The sequence below is a fragment of the Pseudomonas lalucatii genome (genome assembly GCF_018398425.1).
GTDB classification, from domain to species: Bacteria; Pseudomonadota; Gammaproteobacteria; order Pseudomonadales; family Pseudomonadaceae; genus Aquipseudomonas; species Aquipseudomonas lalucatii.
The window spans coordinates 257528-278697 of the sequence record NZ_JADPMV010000001.1 but is presented as its reverse complement, the minus strand read 5'-3'; the positions used below and the strand labels follow the sequence as shown (position 1 = coordinate 278697).

24 protein-coding genes and 1 pseudogene are annotated in these 21170 nt (G+C 67.5%); 21 read left to right on the top strand and 4 right to left on the bottom strand.

Going from position 1 to position 21170, the window contains the following annotated elements:
- The first annotated feature begins 5 nt into the window (after positions 1 to 5).
- The 7 genes from I0D00_RS01275 (at position 6) to I0D00_RS01245 (ending at position 7721) form a co-directional block, all read left to right on the top strand.
- On the top strand, positions 6 to 806 hold the full coding sequence (locus I0D00_RS01275) for a gamma-carboxygeranoyl-CoA hydratase (RefSeq protein ID WP_213637956.1): 801 nt from the start codon (positions 6 to 8) through the stop codon (positions 804 to 806).
- Complete coding sequence (locus I0D00_RS01270; protein ID WP_213637955.1) at positions 803 to 2761, top strand: acetyl/propionyl/methylcrotonyl-CoA carboxylase subunit alpha; 1959 nt, start codon at positions 803 to 805, stop codon at positions 2759 to 2761. The genes I0D00_RS01275 and I0D00_RS01270 overlap by 4 nt, the downstream gene beginning before the upstream one ends.
- 100 nt (positions 2762 to 2861) lie before the next feature.
- Positions 2862 to 3764 (top strand): hydroxymethylglutaryl-CoA lyase, encoded by a 903-nt coding sequence (locus I0D00_RS01265; protein WP_213637954.1) that lies wholly within the window; start codon positions 2862 to 2864, stop codon positions 3762 to 3764.
- A gap of 222 nt (positions 3765 to 3986) precedes the next feature.
- Positions 3987 to 5942, top strand: a complete 1956-nt coding sequence (locus I0D00_RS01260; protein WP_213637953.1) for an acetoacetate--CoA ligase — start codon at positions 3987 to 3989, stop codon at positions 5940 to 5942.
- Between the two features lie 180 nt (positions 5943 to 6122).
- Positions 6123 to 6974, top strand: coding sequence for a GNAT family N-acetyltransferase (locus I0D00_RS01255; protein ID WP_338050364.1), 852 nt, complete (start codon positions 6123 to 6125; stop codon positions 6972 to 6974).
- 80 nt (positions 6975 to 7054) lie between these two features.
- Complete coding sequence (locus tag I0D00_RS01250) at positions 7055 to 7357, top strand: chorismate mutase (RefSeq protein WP_213637952.1); 303 nt, start codon at positions 7055 to 7057, stop codon at positions 7355 to 7357.
- A 49-nt stretch (positions 7358 to 7406) separates the two neighbouring features.
- Positions 7407 to 7721, top strand: coding sequence for a cupin domain-containing protein (locus tag I0D00_RS01245; RefSeq protein ID WP_213637951.1), 315 nt, complete (start codon positions 7407 to 7409; stop codon positions 7719 to 7721).
- Positions 7722 to 8111: 390 nt separating this feature from the next.
- Here the strand turns inward: I0D00_RS01245 and I0D00_RS01240 are convergent, their stop codons facing one another.
- Positions 8112 to 8720 carry a DJ-1/PfpI family protein gene (locus I0D00_RS01240; protein ID WP_213637950.1) on the bottom strand — a complete coding sequence of 203 codons (609 nt, stop codon included), beginning with the start codon at positions 8718 to 8720 and terminating at the stop codon, positions 8112 to 8114.
- Positions 8721 to 8864: 144 nt separating this feature from the next.
- A complete protein-coding gene (locus I0D00_RS01235; protein WP_213637949.1) occupies positions 8865 to 10076 on the bottom strand; it encodes a PilT/PilU family type 4a pilus ATPase in 1212 nt (403 codons plus the stop codon).
- A gap of 148 nt (positions 10077 to 10224) precedes the next feature.
- Between I0D00_RS01235 and I0D00_RS01230 the strand changes: the two genes are divergently transcribed.
- Positions 10225 to 10503 (top strand): peptidylprolyl isomerase, encoded by a 279-nt coding sequence (locus I0D00_RS01230; protein WP_213637948.1) that lies wholly within the window; start codon positions 10225 to 10227, stop codon positions 10501 to 10503.
- A 958-nt stretch (positions 10504 to 11461) separates the two neighbouring features.
- Here the strand turns inward: I0D00_RS01230 and I0D00_RS01225 are convergent.
- The gene (locus I0D00_RS01225; protein WP_213637947.1) at positions 11462 to 12463 is read right to left on the bottom strand and encodes a phage portal protein; all 1002 of its coding nucleotides are present in this window, start codon (positions 12461 to 12463) and stop codon (positions 11462 to 11464) included.
- Positions 12463 to 14223, bottom strand: a complete 1761-nt coding sequence (locus tag I0D00_RS01220) for a terminase ATPase subunit family protein (RefSeq protein ID WP_213637946.1) — start codon at positions 14221 to 14223, stop codon at positions 12463 to 12465. The genes I0D00_RS01225 and I0D00_RS01220 overlap by 1 nt, the downstream gene beginning before the upstream one ends.
- Before the next feature lie 155 nt (positions 14224 to 14378).
- Here I0D00_RS01220 and I0D00_RS01215 point away from each other — a divergent pair, with 155 nt between their 5' ends.
- The 13 genes and pseudogenes from I0D00_RS01215 (at position 14379) to I0D00_RS01160 (ending at position 21109) form a co-directional block, all read left to right on the top strand.
- Entirely contained in the window at positions 14379 to 15224 is an 846-nt protein-coding gene (locus I0D00_RS01215; RefSeq protein WP_213637945.1) for a GPO family capsid scaffolding protein, read from the top strand.
- A gap of 41 nt (positions 15225 to 15265) precedes the next feature.
- Complete coding sequence (locus I0D00_RS01210; RefSeq protein WP_213637944.1) at positions 15266 to 16273, top strand: phage major capsid protein, P2 family; 1008 nt, start codon at positions 15266 to 15268, stop codon at positions 16271 to 16273.
- A gap of 11 nt (positions 16274 to 16284) precedes the next feature.
- Positions 16285 to 16992 (top strand): phage terminase small subunit, encoded by a 708-nt coding sequence (gpM, locus tag I0D00_RS01205; RefSeq protein ID WP_213637943.1) that lies wholly within the window; start codon positions 16285 to 16287, stop codon positions 16990 to 16992.
- 104 nt (positions 16993 to 17096) lie between these two features.
- Entirely contained in the window at positions 17097 to 17558 is a 462-nt protein-coding gene (locus tag I0D00_RS01200) for a head completion/stabilization protein (RefSeq protein WP_213637942.1), read from the top strand.
- Positions 17558 to 17767 carry a tail protein X gene (locus tag I0D00_RS01195; RefSeq protein WP_213637941.1) on the top strand — a complete coding sequence of 70 codons (210 nt, stop codon included), beginning with the start codon at positions 17558 to 17560 and terminating at the stop codon, positions 17765 to 17767. The genes I0D00_RS01200 and I0D00_RS01195 overlap by 1 nt, the downstream gene beginning before the upstream one ends.
- On the top strand, positions 17758 to 18219 hold the full coding sequence (locus tag I0D00_RS01190) for a hypothetical protein (protein WP_213637940.1): 462 nt from the start codon (positions 17758 to 17760) through the stop codon (positions 18217 to 18219). The genes I0D00_RS01195 and I0D00_RS01190 overlap by 10 nt, the downstream gene beginning before the upstream one ends.
- Positions 18220 to 18231: 12 nt before the next feature.
- Positions 18232 to 18546 carry a phage holin, lambda family gene (locus I0D00_RS01185; protein ID WP_213637939.1) on the top strand — a complete coding sequence of 105 codons (315 nt, stop codon included), beginning with the start codon at positions 18232 to 18234 and terminating at the stop codon, positions 18544 to 18546.
- Positions 18543 to 19385, top strand: coding sequence for an N-acetylmuramidase domain-containing protein (locus tag I0D00_RS01180; RefSeq protein ID WP_213637938.1), 843 nt, complete (start codon positions 18543 to 18545; stop codon positions 19383 to 19385). The genes I0D00_RS01185 and I0D00_RS01180 overlap by 4 nt, the downstream gene beginning before the upstream one ends.
- Entirely contained in the window at positions 19382 to 19588 is a 207-nt protein-coding gene (locus I0D00_RS01175) for a hypothetical protein (RefSeq protein ID WP_213637937.1), read from the top strand. The genes I0D00_RS01180 and I0D00_RS01175 overlap by 4 nt, the downstream gene beginning before the upstream one ends.
- A complete protein-coding gene (gene lysB, locus I0D00_RS21380; protein ID WP_246533156.1) occupies positions 19585 to 20025 on the top strand; it encodes an Rz-like lysis system protein LysB in 441 nt (146 codons plus the stop codon). Before I0D00_RS01175 ends, lysB begins: the two co-directional genes overlap by 4 nt.
- A pseudogene (gene lysC, locus I0D00_RS01170) lies at positions 19940 to 20134 on the top strand (Rz1-like lysis system protein LysC); the annotation flags it as partial. The gene lysB and the pseudogene lysC, both read left to right, overlap by 86 nt.
- Complete coding sequence (locus I0D00_RS01165; protein WP_213637935.1) at positions 20131 to 20661, top strand: phage tail protein; 531 nt, start codon at positions 20131 to 20133, stop codon at positions 20659 to 20661. The pseudogene lysC and the gene I0D00_RS01165, both read left to right, overlap by 4 nt.
- Positions 20651 to 21109 (top strand): phage virion morphogenesis protein, encoded by a 459-nt coding sequence (locus I0D00_RS01160; protein WP_213637934.1) that lies wholly within the window; start codon positions 20651 to 20653, stop codon positions 21107 to 21109. The genes I0D00_RS01165 and I0D00_RS01160 overlap by 11 nt, the downstream gene beginning before the upstream one ends.
- Positions 21110 to 21170: the final 61 nt, after the last annotated feature.

Here is a 21170-nt window from a genome sequence, read left to right as displayed (position 1 = left end):
TGACCATGACCGACTTCACCACCGTACAACTGGAAACAGACCCGCGCGGCGTCGCCACCCTGTGGCTCGATCGCCCGGACAAGCACAACGCCTTCAACGCGCAGATGATCCGCGAGCTGATCCTCGCCCTGGACGCGGTGCAGGCCGACAAGGGCCTGCGCTTCCTGGTCCTGCGCGGGCGCGGCAAGCACTTCTCCGCCGGCGCCGACCTGGCCTGGATGCAGCAGTCCGCCGCGCTGGACTACGACGCCAACCTCAACGACGCCCGCGAGCTGGCCGAGCTGATGTACAACCTGCACAAGCTGCCCATCCCCACCCTGGCGGTGGTCCAGGGCGCGGCCTTCGGCGGCGCCGTCGGCCTGGTCAGTTGCTGCGACATGGCCATCGGCGCCACCGATGCGCTGTTCAGCCTGTCCGAGGTGCGCATCGGCCTGGTTCCGGCGGTGATCAGCCCCTTCGTCGTCCAGGCGATCGGTGAACGCGCCGCCCGCCGCTACGCCCTGAGCGCCGAGCGCTTCGGCGGCGAACGGGCCCGCGAGCTGGGCCTGCTGGCCGAGTGCTACCCGGCCGCCGAACTGGAGCAGGCCGGCGTCGACTGGGTCGCCAACCTGCTGCTGAACAGCCCCCAGGCCATGCAGGCGACCAAGGACCTGCTGCGCGAAGTCGGCAGCGGTGTGCTGACCCCGGCCCTGCGCCGCTACACCGAGAACGCCATCGCCCGTATCCGCGTCAGCGCCGAGGGCCAGGAAGGCCTCGGCGCCTTCCTCGACAAACGCCAACCCGCCTGGCAGGAGCCCCACGCATGAGTCTCAAGCATATCGACACCCTGTTGGTGGCCAACCGCGGCGAGATCGCCTGCCGGGTGATGCGCAGCGCCAAGGCCATGGGCATCCGCACCGTGGCCGTGCACAGCGCCATCGACCGCGCTGCCCGGCATGTGCGCGAGGCGGACATCGCCATCGATCTGGGCGGCGCCAAGCCGGCCGACAGTTACCTGCGCATCGACGCTATCATCGCGGCGGCCAAGGCCAGCGGCGCCCAGGCCATCCACCCGGGCTATGGCTTTCTCTCCGAGAACGCCGGCTTCGCCCGCGCCATCGAGCAGGCCGGCCTGCTCTTCCTCGGCCCGCCCGCTTCGGCTATCGACGCCATGGGCAGCAAGTCGGCGGCCAAGGCCCTGATGGAACAGGCCGGCGTACCCCTGGTGCCCGGCTACCACGGCGAAGCCCAGGACCTGGAGACCTTCCGCGCCGCCGCCGAGGTGATCGGCTACCCGGTGCTGCTCAAGGCCGCCGCCGGTGGCGGCGGCAAGGGCATGAAGGTGGTCGAACGCGAAAGCGAGCTGGCCGAGGCCCTGGCCAGTGCCCAGCGCGAGGCGCAGTCCTCGTTCGGCGATGCGCGCATGCTGGTGGAAAAGTACGTGCTCAAGCCGCGCCACGTGGAGATCCAAGTGTTCGCCGACCAGCACGGCCACTGCCTATACCTCAACGAGCGCGACTGTTCGATCCAGCGTCGTCACCAGAAGGTGGTCGAGGAAGCCCCCGCCCCCGGCCTGACAGCCGAGCTGCGCCGGGCCATGGGCGAGGCGGCGGTCAAGGCCGCCCAGGCCATCGGCTATGTCGGCGCCGGCACCGTGGAGTTCCTGCTGGATGAGCGCGGCGATTTCTTCTTCATGGAGATGAATACCCGGTTGCAAGTGGAGCATCCGGTCACCGAGGCCATCACCGGTCTCGACCTGGTGGCCTGGCAAATCCGCGTGGCCCGTGGCGAAGCGCTGCCGATCAGCCAAGAGCAGGTGCCGCTGATCGGCCACGCCATCGAGGTGCGGCTCTACGCCGAGGACCCGGACAACGACTTCCTGCCCTCCACCGGCACCCTGGCGCTGTATCGTGAAGCCCAGTCGGGTCCCGGGCGCCGGGTCGATACGGGCGTGGCCGAGGGCGACGAGGTGTCGCCTTTCTACGACCCCATGCTGGGCAAGCTGATCGCCTGGGGCGACAACCGCGAGGAGGCGCGCCTGCGCCTGCTGGCCATGCTCGACGAGACCGCCGTCGGCGGGGTCAGGACCAACCTGGCCTTCCTGCGTCGCGTGCTGGCCCATCCGGCCTTCGCCGACGCCGAGCTGGACACCGGCTTCATCCCCCGCCACCAGCAGCAGTTGCTGCCGGAAGCGAGCGCCCTGCCCGCCGAGTTCTGGCAACTGGCCGCCGAAGCCTTCGCCCAGGGCGAGCCGCTGCGGCGCAAGCACGAGGACTTCCATTCGCCCTGGAGCGCCACCAGCGGCTGGCGCGCCGGCCTGCCGGCGGAGACCGACCTGCACCTGGTCTGCGCCGGTGAGCGCCAATTGGTGCGCCTGCGCCCGAGCGCCGCCGGCGCCGTGCGACTCGAGGGCGAGCGCCTGTGGGTCGAGCGGCAGGGCCTGCGCCGCCCGCACCTGGCGATCCGCCGCGGCGCCAGCCTGTTCCTCGAGTACCGGGGCGAACTGCACGCCGTCAGCCGGGTCGACCCGATCGCCGAGGCCGAGGCCCGCCACAGTCACCACGGCGGCCTGACCGCACCGATGAACGGTAGCATCGTCCGCGTGCTGGTCGAGGCCGGACAAGCCGTCGAGGCCGGCACCGCCCTGGTGGTGTTGGAGGCCATGAAGATGGAGCACAGCATCCGCGCGCCCCATGCCGGCACGGTCAAGGCGCTGTACTGCGGCGAGGGCGAGATGGTCGCCGAAGGAAGCGTGCTGGTGGAACTGGAGGAAAACGCCTGATGGCTATCGCCCTGTACAACCCATCCCACAAGATGGCTGGCGTAGGATGGGTTGAGCACAGCGATACCCATCGAATAGGCCAACCAACGCAGAGGCAACGATGAATCTACCCAAACAGGTGCGCCTGGTCGAAGTCGGCCCGCGCGACGGCCTGCAGAACGAGAAACAACCGATCAGCGTGGCCGACAAGGTGCGCCTGGTCGACGACCTGAGTGCCGCCGGCCTCGCCTATATCGAGGTCGGCAGCTTCGTCTCGCCCAAGTGGGTGCCGCAGATGGCCGGAAGCCGAGAGGTGTTCGCCGGCATCCAGCAGCGCCCAGGCGTCACCTACGCCGCCCTGACGCCCAACCTGAAGGGCTTCGAGGCCGCCCTCGAGGCCGGGGTCAAGGAGGTGGCGGTGTTCGCCGCGGCAAGCGAAGCGTTCTCGCAGAAGAACATCAACTGCTCCATAGGCGAGAGCCTGCAACGCTTCCTGCCGCTGCTCGATGCCGCCCGGCAGCACGGCGTCCGCGTGCGCGGCTATGTCTCCTGCGTGCTCGGCTGTCCCTACGACGGCTTCGTCGCCCCCGAACAGGTCGCCCGCGTGGCCCGCGACCTGTTCGCCATGGGCTGCTACGAGGTGTCCCTGGGCGACACCATCGGCACCGGCACCGCCGGCGATACCCGCCGGCTGATCGAGGTGGTCGGACGCGACATCCCGCGCGACAAGCTCGCCGGGCACTTCCACGACACCTACGGCCAGGCCCTGGCCAATATCTACGCCAGCCTGCTGGAAGGCGTCGGCGTGTTCGACAGCTCGGTCGCCGGCCTGGGCGGTTGCCCCTACGCCAAGGGCGCCACCGGCAACGTCGCCACCGAGGACGTGCTGTACCTGCTCGACGGCCTGGGCATCGCCACCGACGTCGACCTCGACCGGCTGATCGCCGCCGGCCAGCGCATCTGCACGGTGCTGGGCAAGGAAAACGGCTCGCGGGTGGCCCGGGCGCGGCTGGCCGGCGCCTGAGCGGGCGAGGCCGTCAGCCATTGTTTACGCCCTGTAAAGCGCCGCCGCCAGGAGGGCCGCGCCGACGACCATGACCGGTGCAGCGCCGCCACGGCACGGCCCAGGTCGGCAGCCGAGTAAAAAGGGTCGCTGGCGTTCAAGGCGCGTGGCGAGCGCTAGGCTAGCGTGCCATCGGCCAGCTTCGATGGTCTGGCACAACACGAATGAAGATGAGGAGTCGTCATGCAACAACCCCTGTGGGCCCCTTCGGCCGAGCGTATCGCCGCCACCCGGATGGACGCCTTCCGCCGCTTCGTCAACCAGCGCCACGGCCTCGAACTGGTCGACTACCCGGCCCTGCACGACTGGAGCGTGGCGCAGCGCGAAGCCTTCTGGCAGGCCGTGGTCGACTTCTTCGAGATCCGCTTCCGCCAGCAGCCGCACGCCGTGCTGCAGGAAGGCCCGGCCATGCCCAGCGCCCACTGGTTCCCCGGCGCGACGCTGAACTTCGCCGAACACCTGCTGCGCCGCCGCGATGCCCATCCGGCGCTGGTCGCCGTCGGCGAGGACGGCAGCCGCGAGCAACTGAGCTACGCCGAGCTGGCGTCCCATGTCGCCGGCCTGCAGCAGAGCCTGCGCGACGCCGGCGTGGGGGTCGGCGACCGGGTCGCCGCCTTCATGCCCAACACCTGGCAGACGGTGGTCGGCATGCTCGCCGCCACCAGCCTCGGCGCCACCTGGTCCTCCTGCTCGCCGGACTTCGGCACCCAGGGGGTGATCGACCGCTTCGGCCAGATCGAGCCCAAGGTGCTGATCGCCGCCGCCGGCTACCGCTACGCCGGCAAGAACCTCGATCTGACCGGCAAACTGAATGAAATCCTCGAACGCCTGCCATCCCTGCAGCAGCTGATCGTGGTGCCCTACGCCAATGCCGACGCCAAGCCCGGCGATTTCCACTCCAGCGCCCGGATCGCCCTGTGGGACGACTTCTACCGGGCCGGCGGCGAGCCGCAGTTCACCCCGCTGCCCTTCGACCACCCGCTGTACATCCTCTATTCCAGCGGCACCACCGGCGTGCCCAAGTGCATCGTCCACGGCACCGGCGGCGTGCTGCTGCAGCACGTCAAGGAGCTGGGCCTGCACACCGACCTGACGGCCGACGACTGCCTGTTCTACTACACGACCTGCGGCTGGATGATGTGGAACTGGCTGATCTCGGGCCTGGCCCTGGGGGCCACCCTGGTGCTGTTCGACGGCTCGCCCTTCCACCCCGGCGCCGAGCGCCTGATCGACCTGATCGACGCCGAGGACATCAGCGTCTTCGGCACCAGCGCCAAGTACCTGGCCGCCCTGGAGAAGGCCGGTGAGAAACCGGGCAGCAGCCACAGGCTGACACGCCTCAAGGCCATCCTGTCGACCGGCTCGCCGCTGTCCCACGAGAGCTTCGAGTACGTCTACCGCGAGATCAAGGCCGACCTGTGCCTGTCGTCGATCTCCGGCGGCACCGACATCGTCTCCTGCTTCGCCCTCGGCAACCCGGTGCTGCCGGTGTGGCGCGGCGAGTTGCAGTGCAAGGGCCTGGGCATGGACGTGCAGGTGTGGAACGACGCCGGCCAGCGGGTGCTGGGCGAGAAAGGCGAGCTGGTCTGCGCCCGCCACTTCACCTCCATGCCGGTGGGCTTCTGGAACGATGCCGACGGCGCCAAGTTCCAGGCCGCCTATTTCGATACCTTCCCCGGCATCTGGGCGCACGGCGACTACGCCGAGGAGACCGCACACGGCGGCCTGGTGATCCACGGCCGTTCCGATGCCGTGCTCAACCCCGGCGGGGTGCGCATCGGCACGGCCGAGATCTACCGCCAGGTGGAGAAGGTCGAGGAGGTGCTGGAATCCATCGCCATCGGCCAGGACTGGGAGGACGACGTGCGCGTGGTGCTGTTCGTCCGCCTGCGCGACGGCGTGGTGCTGGACGACGCGTTGCAGGCGCGCATCCGCCAGGTGATCCGCGCCAACACCACCCCGCGCCACGTGCCGGCCAAGATCATCGCCGTGGCCGACATCCCGCGCACCATCAGCGGCAAGATCGTCGAGCTGGCGGTGCGCAACGTGGTGCACGGCAAACCGGTGAAGAACACCGACGCCCTGGCCAATCCGCAAGCGCTGGAGCTGTACCGGGATCTGCCCGAACTGCAGAGCTGACCGCAGCGCCCCGCAGCAGGGCCGATTCCCCCGCTCCCTGCTGCCCCCTTCACGCCCCTCCCAGCGCCCGCCCATCAGCGCTGTGCGGATGGACAGCACGGAACGGATCGAATAGCGTCGGGGGACGGACATCTCCGGCGGCGGCTCGACCGCGCCCGGCCCTTCAGGGTGGACAAAACCGTGCATACTCCCGACTACCGCATCAGAACCATGCGCCGCGCAGAGCTCGCTATCGCCATCGACTGGGCCGCGGCGGAAGGCTGGAATCCAGGCCTGCACGATGCCGATTGCTACCATGCAGCCGACCCCGATGGCTTTCTCATCGGCCTGCTGGGCGATGAGCCCATTGCGGTCATCTCGGTGGTGAAATACGGCGCCGGCTTCGGCTTTCTCGGCTTCTACATCGTCAGGCCGCAGTACCGCGGCCAGGGCTACGGCCTGCGGCTCTGGAACGCCGGCCTGGCCTACCTCGCCGGGCGCACCGTCGGCCTGGACGGCGTGGTCGAGCAGCAAGGCAACTACGCCAAGTCGGGCTTCGCCCTGGCCCATGCCAACGTCCGCTACCAGGGGCTCGCGGGCGGCGAGCCGCGCACCGATGCCGAGATAGTGCCCCTGTCCAGCCTGCCCTTCGCCGACCTGTGCGCCTACGACCGGCCATTTTTCCCGGAGAGTCGCGCAGAGTTCCTGCGGCACTGGATCGCCCAGCCCGAGAGCACGGCGCTCGGCATCCTTGGCGACCGGCAGCTGGCCGGCTACGCCGTGCTGCGCAGGTGCCGCAGCGGATACAAGATCGGCCCCCTGTTCGCCGACACCGCGGAGCTGGCCGAGCGGCTGTTTCTGGCGCTGCGGGCCGCGGCCCCGGCCGGCGCGGAGATCTTCCTGGATGTGCCGGCGACCAACGCCGCGGCGGTCGCCATGGCGCAGCGTCACGGCATGACGGTATCCTTCGAGACGGCCCGCATGTACCGAGGCACCGTCCCCACCCTGCCCCTCGGACGCATCTTCGGCATCACCAGCTTCGAGCTCGGCTAAGCGCCGAGCCGGCTGGGCAGCGGCGGCTAGTGCGCCGCCATTCGCCGCGCCACCATCGCCAACCAGGAGACAGCCGAGACATGGACGTTCACTGCCAATCGCTCGCCGAAGTGCGGGCAAACATCGATCGCATCGACCGCCAGCTGGTCGCCCTGCTGGCCGAGCGCGGCGCCTTCGTCGCCCAGGCCGCGCGCTTCAAGCGCAACAGCGAGGAGGTCAAGGCGCCGCAACGGGTCGAGCAGGTGATCGCCAAGGTGCGCGAGTTGGCGCAGGCCTTGGGTGCCAACCCGGATGTCGTCGAGCCGGTCTATCGGAGCATGATCGCCGCCTTTATCCAGGCCGAGCTCGCCGAGCACGCGGCCCTGGCCCAGCAGCCTGGCTGAGCCGAGAGTCACCCCACTTCCAGGAGATCACCCCACAAGGAGCCCCAGCATGGCTGGACAGTACCCCGACAAGATCAAGAGCCTGCCCCTGTACGACGGCCGCTTCGATGCCTACAGGCTCGCCGCCGAGGGCGCCGATGTGCTCTTCGCCTCCTACCCCGCCGACACCCGCATCCCGGCCCACGCGCATGACACCGACAACTATGGCGTGATCACCCGCGGCGCACTGATCCTGACGATGCAGGGTTCGACCACCACCTACGGGGTCGGCGACTGGTATCACGTGCCGGCCGGCGTCGAACATGCCGCCGAGTTCACCGAGGATAGCGACGAGATCGAGTTCTGGTTCCGGGCCCAACCCTGACGACAACGAGCGCCCTGATCGTTTCGGCTACTTCGAGCGGGAGGGCGCACCGCGGATGCTGCAGGGGCCTGACACCGCGGTCTGTGGCATGCAGCGCCCGGGGCCGAAGGGCAAGGGTGTCCACTTCCAGCTGGTGTCTCGGGCGCTGACCGGCCTGTCGGCCCGTCTGCAGGACGTCGGCGTGAAACCGGAAACCCGGATCTGCGAATCCTGGCACCGCGCCGATGCCATCGAGCATGGAATGCCTGGGGGAGCGGGACGCGGCGGTCGAGTCCGGGGGCTCGGTTTCGTCTTGAACAGCCTGCCCCACGGCTTCGATGAGCCCAAACAGATGCCGGGCGGACAATGGCGACGGGACGCAGCTGGCGGGCTGGTAACCAGCCCTGTCAGTTAAAGCCGAACCTGCAGATAGGGGCGAACCGCCGCCAGCGCCCGCTCGACGAACTCCTGCTTCTCGCCGACCGGCGCCACGTAATGCAGCGCCTCGGCGCAGGCCTGCTCCCCGGCCAGCCTGGCGATGACCCAGGCCGCCAGGTAGGGCGACGATAGGCAGCCGCCGGCAGTGGCCAGGTTGCCTTGGGCATGGAAGGGCTGATCCAAGACCCGCACACCCGCCTCCATCACCCAGGGTTTGGAGGTCAGGTCGGTGCAGGCGGGCATATCGTTCAGCAATCCCAACTTGGCCAGTAGCAGGGCCCCGGAGCACTGTGCACCGATCAACTGGCGTTGCGGATCGAGTTGCAGGCGCTCGAGAATGGCTGGGGTTTCGGCAATCGCACGGGTGTGAATGCCGCTGCCGAACAGCACCACATCCGCCTGATTGGCATATTCCAGGGGCTGTTGCGCCTGGACCCGCACTCCGTTCATCGAGATGACCTGCTCGCTGGGGCAGGTGATCTGGGCCTGCCAGCCCTGGCCGCGCAGGCGGTTGAGCAGCCCGGCCACGACAAAGGAGTCCAGCTCGTTGAATCCCTCGAAGGTCAGCACGGCAATTCGCATCACAGTCTCCTGTTCGAAAGCCCGAGTCGCGGGCACCGAGCCAACATAAAGCTTCTCGAGGTGAGGGGTCAGTTACAGTGGCAGGCCAAATTTCCTGTACAGCTGCCGGGGCGAAGGTGGCGTCGAGACGACTGCCGATGCTGACTAGATCCCCGAGCGCCCCGGGTCCTCGGACGGCGCCTCCTCCTCGATCGCTTCCAGCTTCAGCTCCAGCCCCCAGTCGCCCTTCGCGCTCGCCGCGGCCGGCGTCGCGGCGGCCTTCTCGGCCACGGGTGCCGGGCTCGGCGTGGCAGGGTTGTCCCGATACAGCTTGAGCTTGAGGCGCACGTTGTTCGCCGAGTCGGCGTTCTTCACCGCCTCCTCCTCATCGATGGCGCCTTCATGGACCAGATCGATCAGGGCCTGGTCGAAGGTCTGCATGCCGAGATTCTTCGACTTCTCCATGATCTCCTTGATCTCGGAGAACTCGTTGCGCTTGATCAGGTCGCGGACGGTCGGCGTGCCCAAAAGCACTTCCACCGCAGCCCGGCGCTTGCCGTCGGCGGTCTTGACCAGGCGCTGGGAGACGAAGGCCTTGAGGTTGTTGCCCAGGTCATTGAGCAGCTGCGGGCGGCGCTCCTCGGGGAAGAAGTTGATGATGCGGTCCAGCGCCTGGTTGGCGTTGTTGGCATGCAGGGTGGAGATGGCCAGGTGGCCGGTGTCGGCGAAGGCCAGGGCGTGCTCCATGGTCTCGCGGTCGCGGATCTCGCCGATCAGGATCACGTCCGGCGCCTGGCGCAGGGTGTTCTTCAGCGCGGCGTGGAAGCTGCGGGTATCCACCCCCACCTCGCGCTGGTTGATGATCGACTTCTTGTGCCGGTGCACGTATTCCACCGGGTCCTCGATGGTGATGATGTGGCCGCCGCTGTTGCGGTTGCGGTAGTCGATCAACGCCGCCAGCGAGGTGGACTTGCCCGAGCCGGTGCCGCCGACGAACAGCACCAGACCGCGCTTCTCCATCACGGTCTTGAGCAGCACCTCGGGCAGCTTGAGGTCCTCGAACTTGGGAATCTCCATCTTGATGTTGCGCGCGACGATGGACACCTCGTTGCGCTGCTTGAAGATGTTGATGCGAAAACGGCCGATGCCCGCCAGGGAAATCGCCAGGTTCATCTCCAGTTCGCGCTCGAATTCCTCGCGCTGCGCGCTGTCCATGATCGATTCGGCCACCTGCGCCACGTCGCCGGACTTCAGCGGCTCCTGACCGAGGGCCTTGAGCACGCCGTTGAACTTGGCGCAGGGCGGCGCACCGGTAGACAGGTAGAGATCGGAACCGTCCTGGCTGGCCAGGATTTTCAGCAGCGAATGGAGATCCATGGGGCGGTGCTTCCGTTGGGTGGACTTAATACGTTAGGCCAGATTCGGCCGCTACTCCCGGCAAAACAGCAGTCTCGAGGCTGGCGTCATTCTGCTGGCGCGCCGACTACTGGCACAATAGCCGCCCAGTCGAAATGAGGAACCCGTCATGGCAAAGGCAATGGCCCGCCACATCCTGGTCAAGACCGAGGCGGAAGCGGCCGCGCTGAAGAAGCGCATCGCCGCCGGCGAGGCCTTCGACGTCCTGGCGCGCAAGTATTCCACCTGTCCGTCGGGCAAACGCGGTGGCGACCTCGGCGAGGTGCGCCCGGGGCAGATGGTGCGAGTGATCGACCAGATCATCTTCAAGAAGCCGCTACGTGAGGTGCACGGCCCGGTGAAGAGCCAGTTCGGCTACCACCTGGTCCAGGTGTTCTACCGCGACTGAGTGGTCTGTCCCGGAGCTGGTGGACAGACCAGGGAGCACGTCAGGCATCCACTCAGTTTGTGTAGACCCTTGGCGCATAGCGGAACTCAGGACCTGGCCCTAGAGCCAAGCCAAAGTGTGGACCCGGGTGCGAACTCAAGCTCGCTAGAAACGACAAAGCCCCGAATATCGGGGCTTTGTCGTGTACATTTGGCGGAAGCGGTGAGATTCGAAACCCCGGCTCAGCAATTTTCGAACGTAAATACTGGCTTTGCGGGCACTTTTTCGTGGATTTCTGTTGCCATTTTGTTGCCATCAATTTTCGCGCGGCAGGAAAGTACCCTGGGGCAGCAGCGGTTTTCCAATTTTCGGTTGCCCCCTCAAAAGAGGGTAATTTTGGTTAGGTGCTTTCGATAAAGGATTAAATCTCTTTAATTTCAATGATTTAGAATGATTGTTTAAAGGTAATAAAATGGTAATTCCTTGGTAAGCACCTAACCCGTTTTCATGGTTGCCATGACATTAGACATACCCTTTTAAAATCAATCACTTACGGAAAAATTACCTTTCACCTAACCGTAAATTACCATTTCAGGTAATCGCTCAAACTCAGCAACCACGGGGCCTTGAGCATCACCGCACCACTGAACTAACCAAAATTACCCTCCCGCAACGTGTCGACTGAAAACCGTGAGCCGTGAGGGCGTCCCAGAGCCCGCATGTAGCACGCTCCGGCGCAGGGTTTCGCAGGCATTCTTCCAGTTCTGGTCGCAGCCAGAGCCCCCAGCCATGGCCGCATACGCTCCACTGCAGGCGTGCAGAAATAACGACCTATTTAGCCCGCAGGCGTGGTGGGGGGACGACGGCGCGCGCCAGGGCTGGACTACTCCGACTGTGCCGCTGGTCGGTCTGGTGCGCCTGCTGGATGTGCGGGCACAAAAAAGCCGCCTCGAGGGCGGCTGGTTGGTGCAGCTGGTGATCAGCTGGTCGGGCTCACCTCAAACGGCTTGAACCGCACCACCTCCTCCCCCAGCCACTCATTCACCTGGCTCAACCTCGCCTGCAGCGGCTCCAGCTCGTTCACCGCCCACACCTCGGCGGCCTCTTTGATCGAGCCGAAGCCGCCGGCGTTGACCGGCACGATGCCCATCAGCTGCGGCGGGATCCGCAGCGCCGCGAGCATGTCGTCGCGGCTGATGTTCTTGATCGAGCCGAACTCGTCCTTGGCCGCCACCTCGCTCACCGGGATCAGCTGGATGCCGTCCTTCTTGCCGCCAGGGGCGTACATGAACAGGTTGCGGAAGTTGCCCGGGCCCTTGGCCGATTTCAGAGCCGTGCGCAGCGCGCCGACGTCCGTCTCGTTCTGCGCCGTGTCGGTCATATAGAGGATGAAGCCGGCGTGGCTGCCGTTGTTGTAGTACTTGCGGCGGAACAGCGTGGCCGACTCGTTGAGCAGCGCGCTTTGCAGCGCCGACAGCCACTCCGGCAGGCCGTAGATCTCCTGGTTGATGTCCGCCTCGCGCAGGTGGCAGATGCTGCCCGCGTCGAACTCGTGCTCGTCCTTCCAGCCCCGCACTTGGTAGTAGGTCTCCAGGTCCACGCCGCGGCGCATGTACTTGGCCAGCGTCGGCTGCAGCCCCAGGGCCTGGCGCAGCATGTTGCGGCGTTTCTCCAGGTAGGCATTGCCGCACCACAGCCAGTCCAGGGCGAACTGCTCGAAGGCCTGGCGGCTGAGCAGCTTGTGCGGGATAAAGGTGCGCGCCAGCAGGTTGCGCTTGAAGTTCAGCCCCGACTGCAGAAACACGCTGGCCCGGGACGATTTCGCCAACCCATCCAGCGACATCGGCGGCTCATACCAGCGCCCGTTCAGCCAGCACTCCAGGTAGTCGAGTACTTCGCGGCCATCCAGCACCGGCGTCGGGTCGCCAAAGGTGAACGCCTCAATGCCCGGCGCAGCGGCCGGCGTGGTTTCGGTAGTCATCAGTAAATCTCCATGAATCCGGTATTGGCAGCGGTCTGCCCCTCGAGTGGCTCGTTGTGCAGTGCATGGAATAGCGCCCACGCCAGGTCCGCGTGGCCGGTGTTATCGGTGCGCCCGGCGGTGTAGGTGAACTGCCGGCCACTGGCCGTCACCGTCTTGCGGATGGCCATCAACGACTGCGCCAGGTCCGTCCAGCCGGCGTCGAACTCCAGCCGGCCGTTGTGGATCACGTCATAGGCCTTGAGCACCAGGCGCGTCTTCACCTCCGGCGAGTAGCTGAAGGTGGTCACGTTGGGGAAGAACTGCCGCACCAGCTGCGCCACGCCCGAGCCCATGCCGGTCTGGTCGATGCCGATGTAGGTCACCCAGTAGCGCTGCGTTACCTGGCGGATGGCCTCGGCCTGGGCGGCGAAGTCCATGCCGCGAAACTGGTGGCGCTCCAGCACGCGGAACTTGCCCCCCGGCACCAGCGGCGGCGCCACCACCACCAGGCCCGAGCTGTCGCCCGTCTCGGCCGGGTCATAGCCCACCCACACCGGTCGATCGCCAAACGGCCGCAAGGCGAACGGCTTGTAGTCCTCGCTCCAGGCCTCCCAACTGTCCACCATGCCCTTCTGCAGCATCGCCAGCGGGAAGATGCTCGCCCCGTCGTCGACGAACTCGCACATCAGCAGATTGGCGAAGGCGTCCGGGCTGTACTCCCGGCGCAGCTCCTCGATGTCGAACAGGTCGCAGCCGCCGCGCTCGGCGTCCAGAATCGTCACGATCTGCCGCCACAGCTTGTCCTCGCACAGCCGCCCCTGCTGCAGCGCCCCGTGGCTGATGTCCACCTTCAGGTGCTGCGCCGCCGGCTTGCCCTTGTTGAAGCGCTCGCCGGTCCAGAAGCTGTACGCCTCATGGGCCATGCTCGAAGGCGTCGAGAAGTACGTCTTGCGCCACTTCTTGTGCATCGCCATGCCCGAGGCGACCTTGTTCAGCTCCTCGAACTTGAACGTCCAGAAGAACTCGTCGAAGTAGAAGTTGCCGTGGTAGCCCTGCGCCGTGCGCGCATTGGTGCCCAGGAAGAACAGCTCGGCGCCGTTCGGCAACACGATCGGGTCGCCGGTCAGCTCAACCCCGCACACATCCCGGCAGAATGCCTGGATATAGCCGCGGAACAGGTACGCCTGATTCTTCGAGGCACTGAGGAAGATCTGGTTGCGGCCGGTGGTCAGCGCGTCGATGAACGCCTCCCGGGCGAAGTAGTAGGTCGCGCCGATCTGCCGGCTCTTGAGGATCACCCGCGTGCGCTGGTTGCCCGCCCGGTACCAGTCCTTCTGGTAGTCGAAGCAGCCATCCAGGAAGGCCTCGACCAGCTGCTCGACCTGCTCCTCGCTGAACTCGTTCTTCGCCGGCTTCTTCTTCGGCCCCTCGTTGCGCTTGGCCAGCTTCGGGTTCAGCTCGGTTTCCGTGCCGCCGCCCTGGTAGCGCTCGATGCGCGCCTGGCGCTCCAGTTGGCGGTGCAGCAGGTCGATCTCCTTGAAGTCGCCGCCGGTCTTGCCCTCCTTCAGGATCAACTGCACCAGGCGGGCTTCCAACGCCCCGCCGATCCGCTCTACATTGTCCGCCCGGTCCCACTCGTCCCGCGCCTTCCAGGAGTGGACGGTCTTCTCCTTCTCGCCCAGGTACTCGGCAATCTCGGTGACGCGCCACCCCGTCCAGTACAAGAACTTGGCCTGGCGGCGGTTATCACGGGCGGGAATTTCAACGGCGGCATTCATGGCGCAGATGCTGCCGCCCGCGCGCGAGGCCCAGTAGCGCCGCACCCTGTAGCGTCATGCCCTACAAGGGCGGCAGATTGCCCGCCAACGCCCAGCTATCGACCATGCCCTCAACGCAACGGCAGCACGCCGCCCCCGCATCGAGGACAGACCCAATGTCGAAGAAATACCGTTCCAAGTGGTTCCGCGTGGCCGTCGAGGGCGCCACCACCGACAAACGCAAGATCGAGCGCAGCTGGCTGGAGCAGGCGGCCAAGAACTTCAACCAGGCCACCTACGGCGCCCGCGTCTGGCTCGAGCACTTCCGCAGCCTGCTGCCGGACAGCCCCTTCAAGGCCTACGGCGACATCCTCGCGGTCAAGGCCGAGGAGGTCGAGATCAACGGCCAGAAGAAGCTGGCCCTGTTCGCCCAGATCGAGCCCACCGAAGACCTGGTGGCCATGAACAAGGCCAAGCAGAAGATCTACACCTCCATCGAGATCGACGACAGCTTCGCCGATACCGGCGAGGCCTACATCGTCGGCCTCGCCGTTACCGACTCGCCGGCCAGCCTGGGCACCGACGTGCTCGCCTTCTCCGCGCAAAAGCCCGAAGCCAGCCCCTTCAAGGATCGCCACTACTCGGCGACCTCCATGTTCACCGAGGCCCTCGAGGCCCAACTCGAGTTCGAGGAAGTCCTCGACGCGGAGAGCAAGGTCACCGGCCTGTTCACCCGCGTCCTGGAAGCCCTCGGCAAGAGCAAGGAAGCCGACGGCAAGGATGCCGCCCTGTTCGCCGAACTCGGCGAATCGGTGGAAGCCATGGCGGCGCACGTAGCCGACCAGGGCAAGGCCTTCGCCGCCGAGCAGACCAAGCTCGCCACCCTGCAAACCGCCCACGACAAGCTGGCCGGCGAGTTCGCCGACCTGGTCAAGCGTCTCGCGGGTACCGAAGACCACCGCCAGCAGCAGCGGCCCGCTGCAACGGGCGGCGATGCCAACCGGGTTACCACCGACTGCTAACCCACGGACAGCCATCCAGCAAGGACTACCCGGAGAACACCATGCGCAACGAAACCCGTGCCCTTTTCAACGCCTACCTGCAGCAGCTCGCGCAGCTTCACGGCGTGCCCGACGTCACCACCAAGTTCACCGCCGCCCCGAGCGTCGCCCAGACCCTGGAAACCCGCATCCAGGAATCCAGCGAGTTCCTCCGCCGCATCAACATCCACGGCGTGCCCGAGCAGATGGGCGAGAAGATCGGCCTCGACATCGACGGTGTCATTGCCGGCACCACCGATACCAACGTCCAGGACCGCGAGCCACGCGACCCTAGCGCGCTCGACGATCGTGGATACATCTGCACCCAGACCAACTTCGACACCGCGCTCAAGTACAGCAAGCTGGACCAATGGGCCAAGTTCCCCGACTTCCAGGCCCGCATCCGCGACGCCATCATCAAGGCGATGGCCCTGAACCGCATCATGATCGGCTGGAACGGCACCAGCCGCGCGGCCACCTCCAACCCGGCCACCAACCCGCTGCTGCAAGACGTCAACGTCGGCTGGCTGCAGAAGATGCGCACCGAGAATGCGGCCCGCGTGCTGGCTGAAGTCGTGCCTGCCAGTGGCAAAGTCGAAATTGGCACGGCCAAGGACTTCGAGAACCTGGACGCCCTGGTGGTCAGCATGGTCAATGAGTTCATTGAGCCTTGGTATCAGGAAGACACCCAGCTGGTGGTCGTCTGCGGTCGCCAACTGCTCGCCGACAAGTACTTCCCAATCATCAACCAGACCCAGGCCCCGAGCGAGATGCTCGCCGCCGACATCGTCACCAGCCAGAAGCGCCTCGGCAACCTGCCGGCCGTGCGGGTGCCGCACTTCCCGGCCACCGGCCTGCTGGTCACCCGCCTGGACAACCTGTCGATCTACTGGCAGGAAGGCACCCGCCGGCGCACCGTCGTCGACAACGCCAAGCGCGACCGCATCGAGAACTACGAGTCGGTCAACGAGGCCTACGTCATCGAAGACCTCGGCTGCGCCGCTCTGGCTGAAAACATCGTCCTGAGCTGAGGCCCGCCACCATGACCAATCCCTGCCGCCGCCACTTCCAGCGTGTCACCGCCGCCATCGCGGCGGCGGCAGTCGCTGGCCCGGCCCAGACCATGGAAGGCGCCAACGCCTACGAGCTGCAAATGGCCCAACTGCTCCAGGACCGCCTGCGCCTCAAGCAGGTGCAGTCCAACCAGGGCAAGGCCGAGCTCAAGGCCCAGCTGCTGCCGGCCTACGCGCCCTATGTCGAAGGCGTCCTGCAAGCCGGCAACGGCGCCCAGGACGAGGTGCTCACCACCGTCATGGTCTGGCGCATCGACGCCGGCGACTACCCCGGCGCCCTGGCCATCGCCGCCTATGTGCTGCAGCACGGCCTGGTCATGCCCGACCGCTTCGAGCGCACCACCGGCACCCTCATCGCCGAAGAAATCGCCGAGGCCGCGCTCAAGGCGCAGAAGGCCGGCGAGGCCTTCCCGCTGTCCGTGCTGGAGAACGCCGAGCAGATCACCGCCGCGCAGGACATGCCCGACCAGGCCCGCGCCAAGTTGCACCTGGCCATCGGCAAGGCCCTGGCCGCCCTGTTCGCCGACGATGCCCCGGCCGGCACCGACACCGCGCCGCTCGAGCAGGCCAAGCAGCACCTGGCCCGCGCCATCGACCTGCACAGCAACTGCGGCGGCAAGAAGGACATGGAGCGCGTCGACCGGCTCCTGAAGAAACACGCTGGCCCCGCCAGCTAACCGAGCGTCCCCACGCACCCCGGCGGCTCGGGGTGGAGCAGCAGGTTTACTCCTTGGCCTGGCTGTGAAGCCCCGACCACCGCCGATCTATTCGAGTGGCCACCATGAGCGGATTCGTAGCCGGCGGCGCCCCGCAGGCATTCACCCTCAGCAACGACGGCTTCTGGCCCGACGTGGACGCCGACGCCCTGCGCGCCGCCCTGCGCATCGACGCCAGCGTCACCAATGCCCGCCTGGAGGTGGCCGCCGTTGCCGCCGTGCTCAGCGTCAACCGCGAGCTCAAGGCCCCCAAGCTCGCCTGGCAGGCCGAGGGCCACGCCACCCTGGCCGCCGTGCCGGCCGACCAAGTCAACGGCCAGAGCGAGCTGCTCGCCCTCTACCGGCGCGCCGTCTACTGCACCACCGCCGCCGAAGTGGCCGAGCGCTACCGCAGCTTTGATGCCACCAACAGCGGCGAGGCCAAGGCCGACGAGCTAGCCCCCAGCGCCGACGAGTACCGCCGCGATGCCCGCTTCGCCATCCGCGACCTGCTCGGCGTCAGCCGCACCACCGTGGAGCTCATCTGATGGACCAGACCCGCGCCCAGCAGGGCGACACCCTCGACCTGCTCTGCTGGCGGCACTACGGCCGCACCGCCGGCGTGGTCGAGCAGGTGCTCGAGGCCAACCCGGGCCTGGCCGACCTCGGCGCCACCCTGCCCCACGGCACCCTCGTCAACCTGCCCAGCGCCCCGGCCCAGGCCGAACAACGCCAGATGGTGAACCTATGGGACTGATCTACCTCGCCCTCTACAAAGGCCGCGGGCGCCTGTTCAACCGCCTGATCCGCCTGTGGACGCGCTCGCGCTACAGCCACTGCGAGTTAGTCATGCCTGATGGCCGCTGGCTGTCCGCCTCGGCCATGGACGGCGGCGTGCGCGCCAAGCGCATCGAACTGGATCTGGCGCACTGGGACCTGATCCCCCTGCCCTGGGCCAACACGCACCAGATCCAGGCCCTGTTCCAACGCCACCAGGGCAAGGGCTACGACTGGCTCGGCATCCTCGCCAGCCAACTGCTGCCCCTGGCCGTCAACAACCAGCGGCGCATGTTCTGCAGCGAGTTCTGCGCCGCTGGTCTCGGCTTCCCCGATGCCCAGCGCTACAGCCCGGCCCTGCTGGCCGACGTGGTGCAGCGCATCAACGCCCTTCCCTTCGTCCAGCTCGGCCACTCCCTACAGGGGGGCTAAGGAATGCCCAACATGCCTGATCGTCCGGAAACCTGGGCCCTGCTATTCGCCTGGCTCGAGCAGCACCACCCGCTCATCTACGCCGCGGTGCTCTCGGCCCTGCTCGCCTCAGCCCGCTTCATCTACGCCGGCGGCAGCCTGCGCCGCGCCCTGGGCGAAGGCTTCATCTGCGGGCTCATCACCCTGGCCGTCAGCAACGGCCTGGCCCTGTTCGGCATCCCCGAGCAGTTTGCCCCCTTCTTCGGCGGCGTGGTCGGCCTGCTCGGCGCCGACTTCGTCCGCTCCAGCCTCAAACGCATCGCCACCCGCAAGGCAGACCAACTATGACCCAGCTCCTGCGCCACGGCGCCCGCTCCCAGGCCGTGCTCCAACTGCAAAAGGCCCTCAACCAGCGCGGCGCCACCCTGTACCCTGATGGCGACTTCGGCGACGAGACGGAGAAGGCCGTGCGCGCCTTCCAGCGCAAAGCCGGCCTGGTCGACGACGGCATCGCCGGACCCAAGACCCTCGCCGCCCTGGCCGGCGCCGACTGCGCGCGCCTGCTCGGCCATGCCCAGTTGCGCGCCTCCGCCCAGCGCCTGGGCGTCGAGCTGGCCACCGTCTACGCGGTCAACGAGGTGGAAAGCCTCGGCGAAGGCTTCCTGGCCAACGGCAAGCCCAAGATCCTCTACGAGCGCCACGTTATGCACCGCCTGCTCGCCACCCCGCGCCACGCGGGCGACGACGCCGCGGCGCTGCAGGCCCACGCCGAGCAGCTGGCCCGCCTCTATCCCAACCTGGTCAACCCGCGCCCCGGCGGCTACGCCGTCGGCACCGCCGAGCACGCGCGCCTGGCCTCGGCCCGCCTGCTCGACGCCCTGTGCGCCGACGAATCGGCCAGCTGGGGCGCCTTCCAGATCATGGGCTACCACTGGCAGGCCCTCGGCTACGCCAGCCTGGCCGACTTCACCGCCCGCATGGCCGCCAACGAGGCCGAGCAGTTCGAGGCCTTCGTCCGCTACATCGAATCCGACCCGGCGCTGCACAAGGCCCTCAAGGGCAAGAAGTGGGCCCAGTTCGCCAAGGCCTACAACGGCCCGGCCTACGCCCGGAACCTCTACGACGTGAAGCTGGAACGCGCCTACCAGCGCCATGCCAACTGCCACTGCAACAAGGAAGCGGCATGATCGACCTCACCCAGGTACGCAAGCTCAGCCCCCGGGACGGCGACGTCTTCGCCCTGCCCGCAGGCACCAGCCAGCAGGCCGCCGCCCAGTTCGCCGAGGCCCTGCACCTGGCCGCCCCTGGCGTGAAGTGCCTGGTGGTCATCGGCGAGCTCAAGCGCCTCAGCCGCGAGCAGATGAACGCCGCCGGCTGGTACCGCGCATGAGCACCCTGCGCCAGGGCCTCTACGGCCTCGCCCTGCTCGCCGCCCTGGGCCTGCTGCTGTGGGGCCAGCAGCAGCGCATCGGCGCCGCCGATGGCCGCGCCGCCCTCGGCGCCGAGCAGGCCCGCCACAGCCAGCAGGCCGCCGCCACCGCCCAGGCCAACGCCGCACGCCTGCAGGGCCTGCTCGCCGACGAGCGCCAGGCCCAGGCCGACCTGCGCCACCTGCACAACCAACTGCGCGCCGGCCTGGTCGCGCGCAACCAGCAGATCGAGGAGCTGAAACGTGAGAACCAAGAACTGCGCCGCTGGGCTGACCAGCCTCTGCCTGCTGCTGCTCGCCGGTTGCGCCAGCGTCCTGCCCTCAGCGGTGCCGCCGCTTATCGTGACTGGCTGTCCGGCCGTGGTGCCGTGCCAGCTGCCGGCGACCCGCCCCCATAGCAACGGCGACCTGCTCACCGACCAGGACGCCATCGAGGCTGCCTGGGCCGAATGCGCCGCCCAGGTCGACACCGTCTACCAGCAGCAACAGAAGGCCGCCCACCCATGAACAAACCCGACTCCCTGCGCGCCCACCTGCTGGCCAGCGTGCCGGAGCTCAAGCACAACCCCGACCGCCTGCTGGTGTTCATCGACCAGGGGCGCATCCGTAGCACCGCGACGCCCGGGCTGTCCTTCGAGTACGGCTACAGCCTCAACCTCATCCTCACCGACTACGCCGGCCACCCGGACGCCGTAGCCGTGCCGCTGCTGGCCTGGTTGCTGGTCCACCAGCCCGAGCTGCTGCTCAACCAGGAAAAGGGCAAGGACGCCATCGCCTTCGAGGCCGATGTGCTGGCCAACGACAAGGTCGACCTGTCCATCACCCTGCCGCTCAGCGAGCGCGTCATCGTCAAGCGCCAGGAAGACGGCAGCCTCAGCGTCACCCACGCCGCCGAGCCGCCGCTCACCCCCTACGAGGACGCCGGACTGATCCAGCTCTACGCCAACGGCGAGCTGCTCGCCGAATGGCACAACCCGGGGCTAGAAGCCGTCGATCTGCCCCCCGTCCACCCGGGCCGCCGCCATGGCGGATGACCTCAGCGCCCTGGAAGACTGGGCCGGCGCCCTGCTCGCCAAGCTCGAGCCCAAGGCCCGCCGCCAGCTCAACCAGGGCCTAGCCCGCGAGCTGCGCCACGGCCAGCAGCAGCGCATCGCCGCCCAGCGCAACCCGGACGGCACCCCCTTCGCTCCGCGCAAGCCCCGCGAGCCCCTGCGCGGCAAGGCCGGGCGCATCAAGCGCCGGGCCATGTTCGCCAAGCTGCGCCAGGCCCGGCACCTCAAGCTGCAGAGCGACGCCGGGCGCATCGCCATCGGCTTCCTCGGCCGCACCGCGCGCCTGGCCCGCGTCCACCAGTACGGCCTGCGCGATCGCCCCGGCCGCGGCGCCAGCGAGGTGCAATACGCCCGCCGCCAGCTGCTCGGCCTCACCGCCGCCGACCTGGAGCTGATCCGCGACCGCCTGCTCGATCACCTCGCCGACTGACTGCGCCCTGTAGCGCCCGCCCCTACAGGGCCGGCGCCGTGCACCCCGCGCGCGCGAGGGC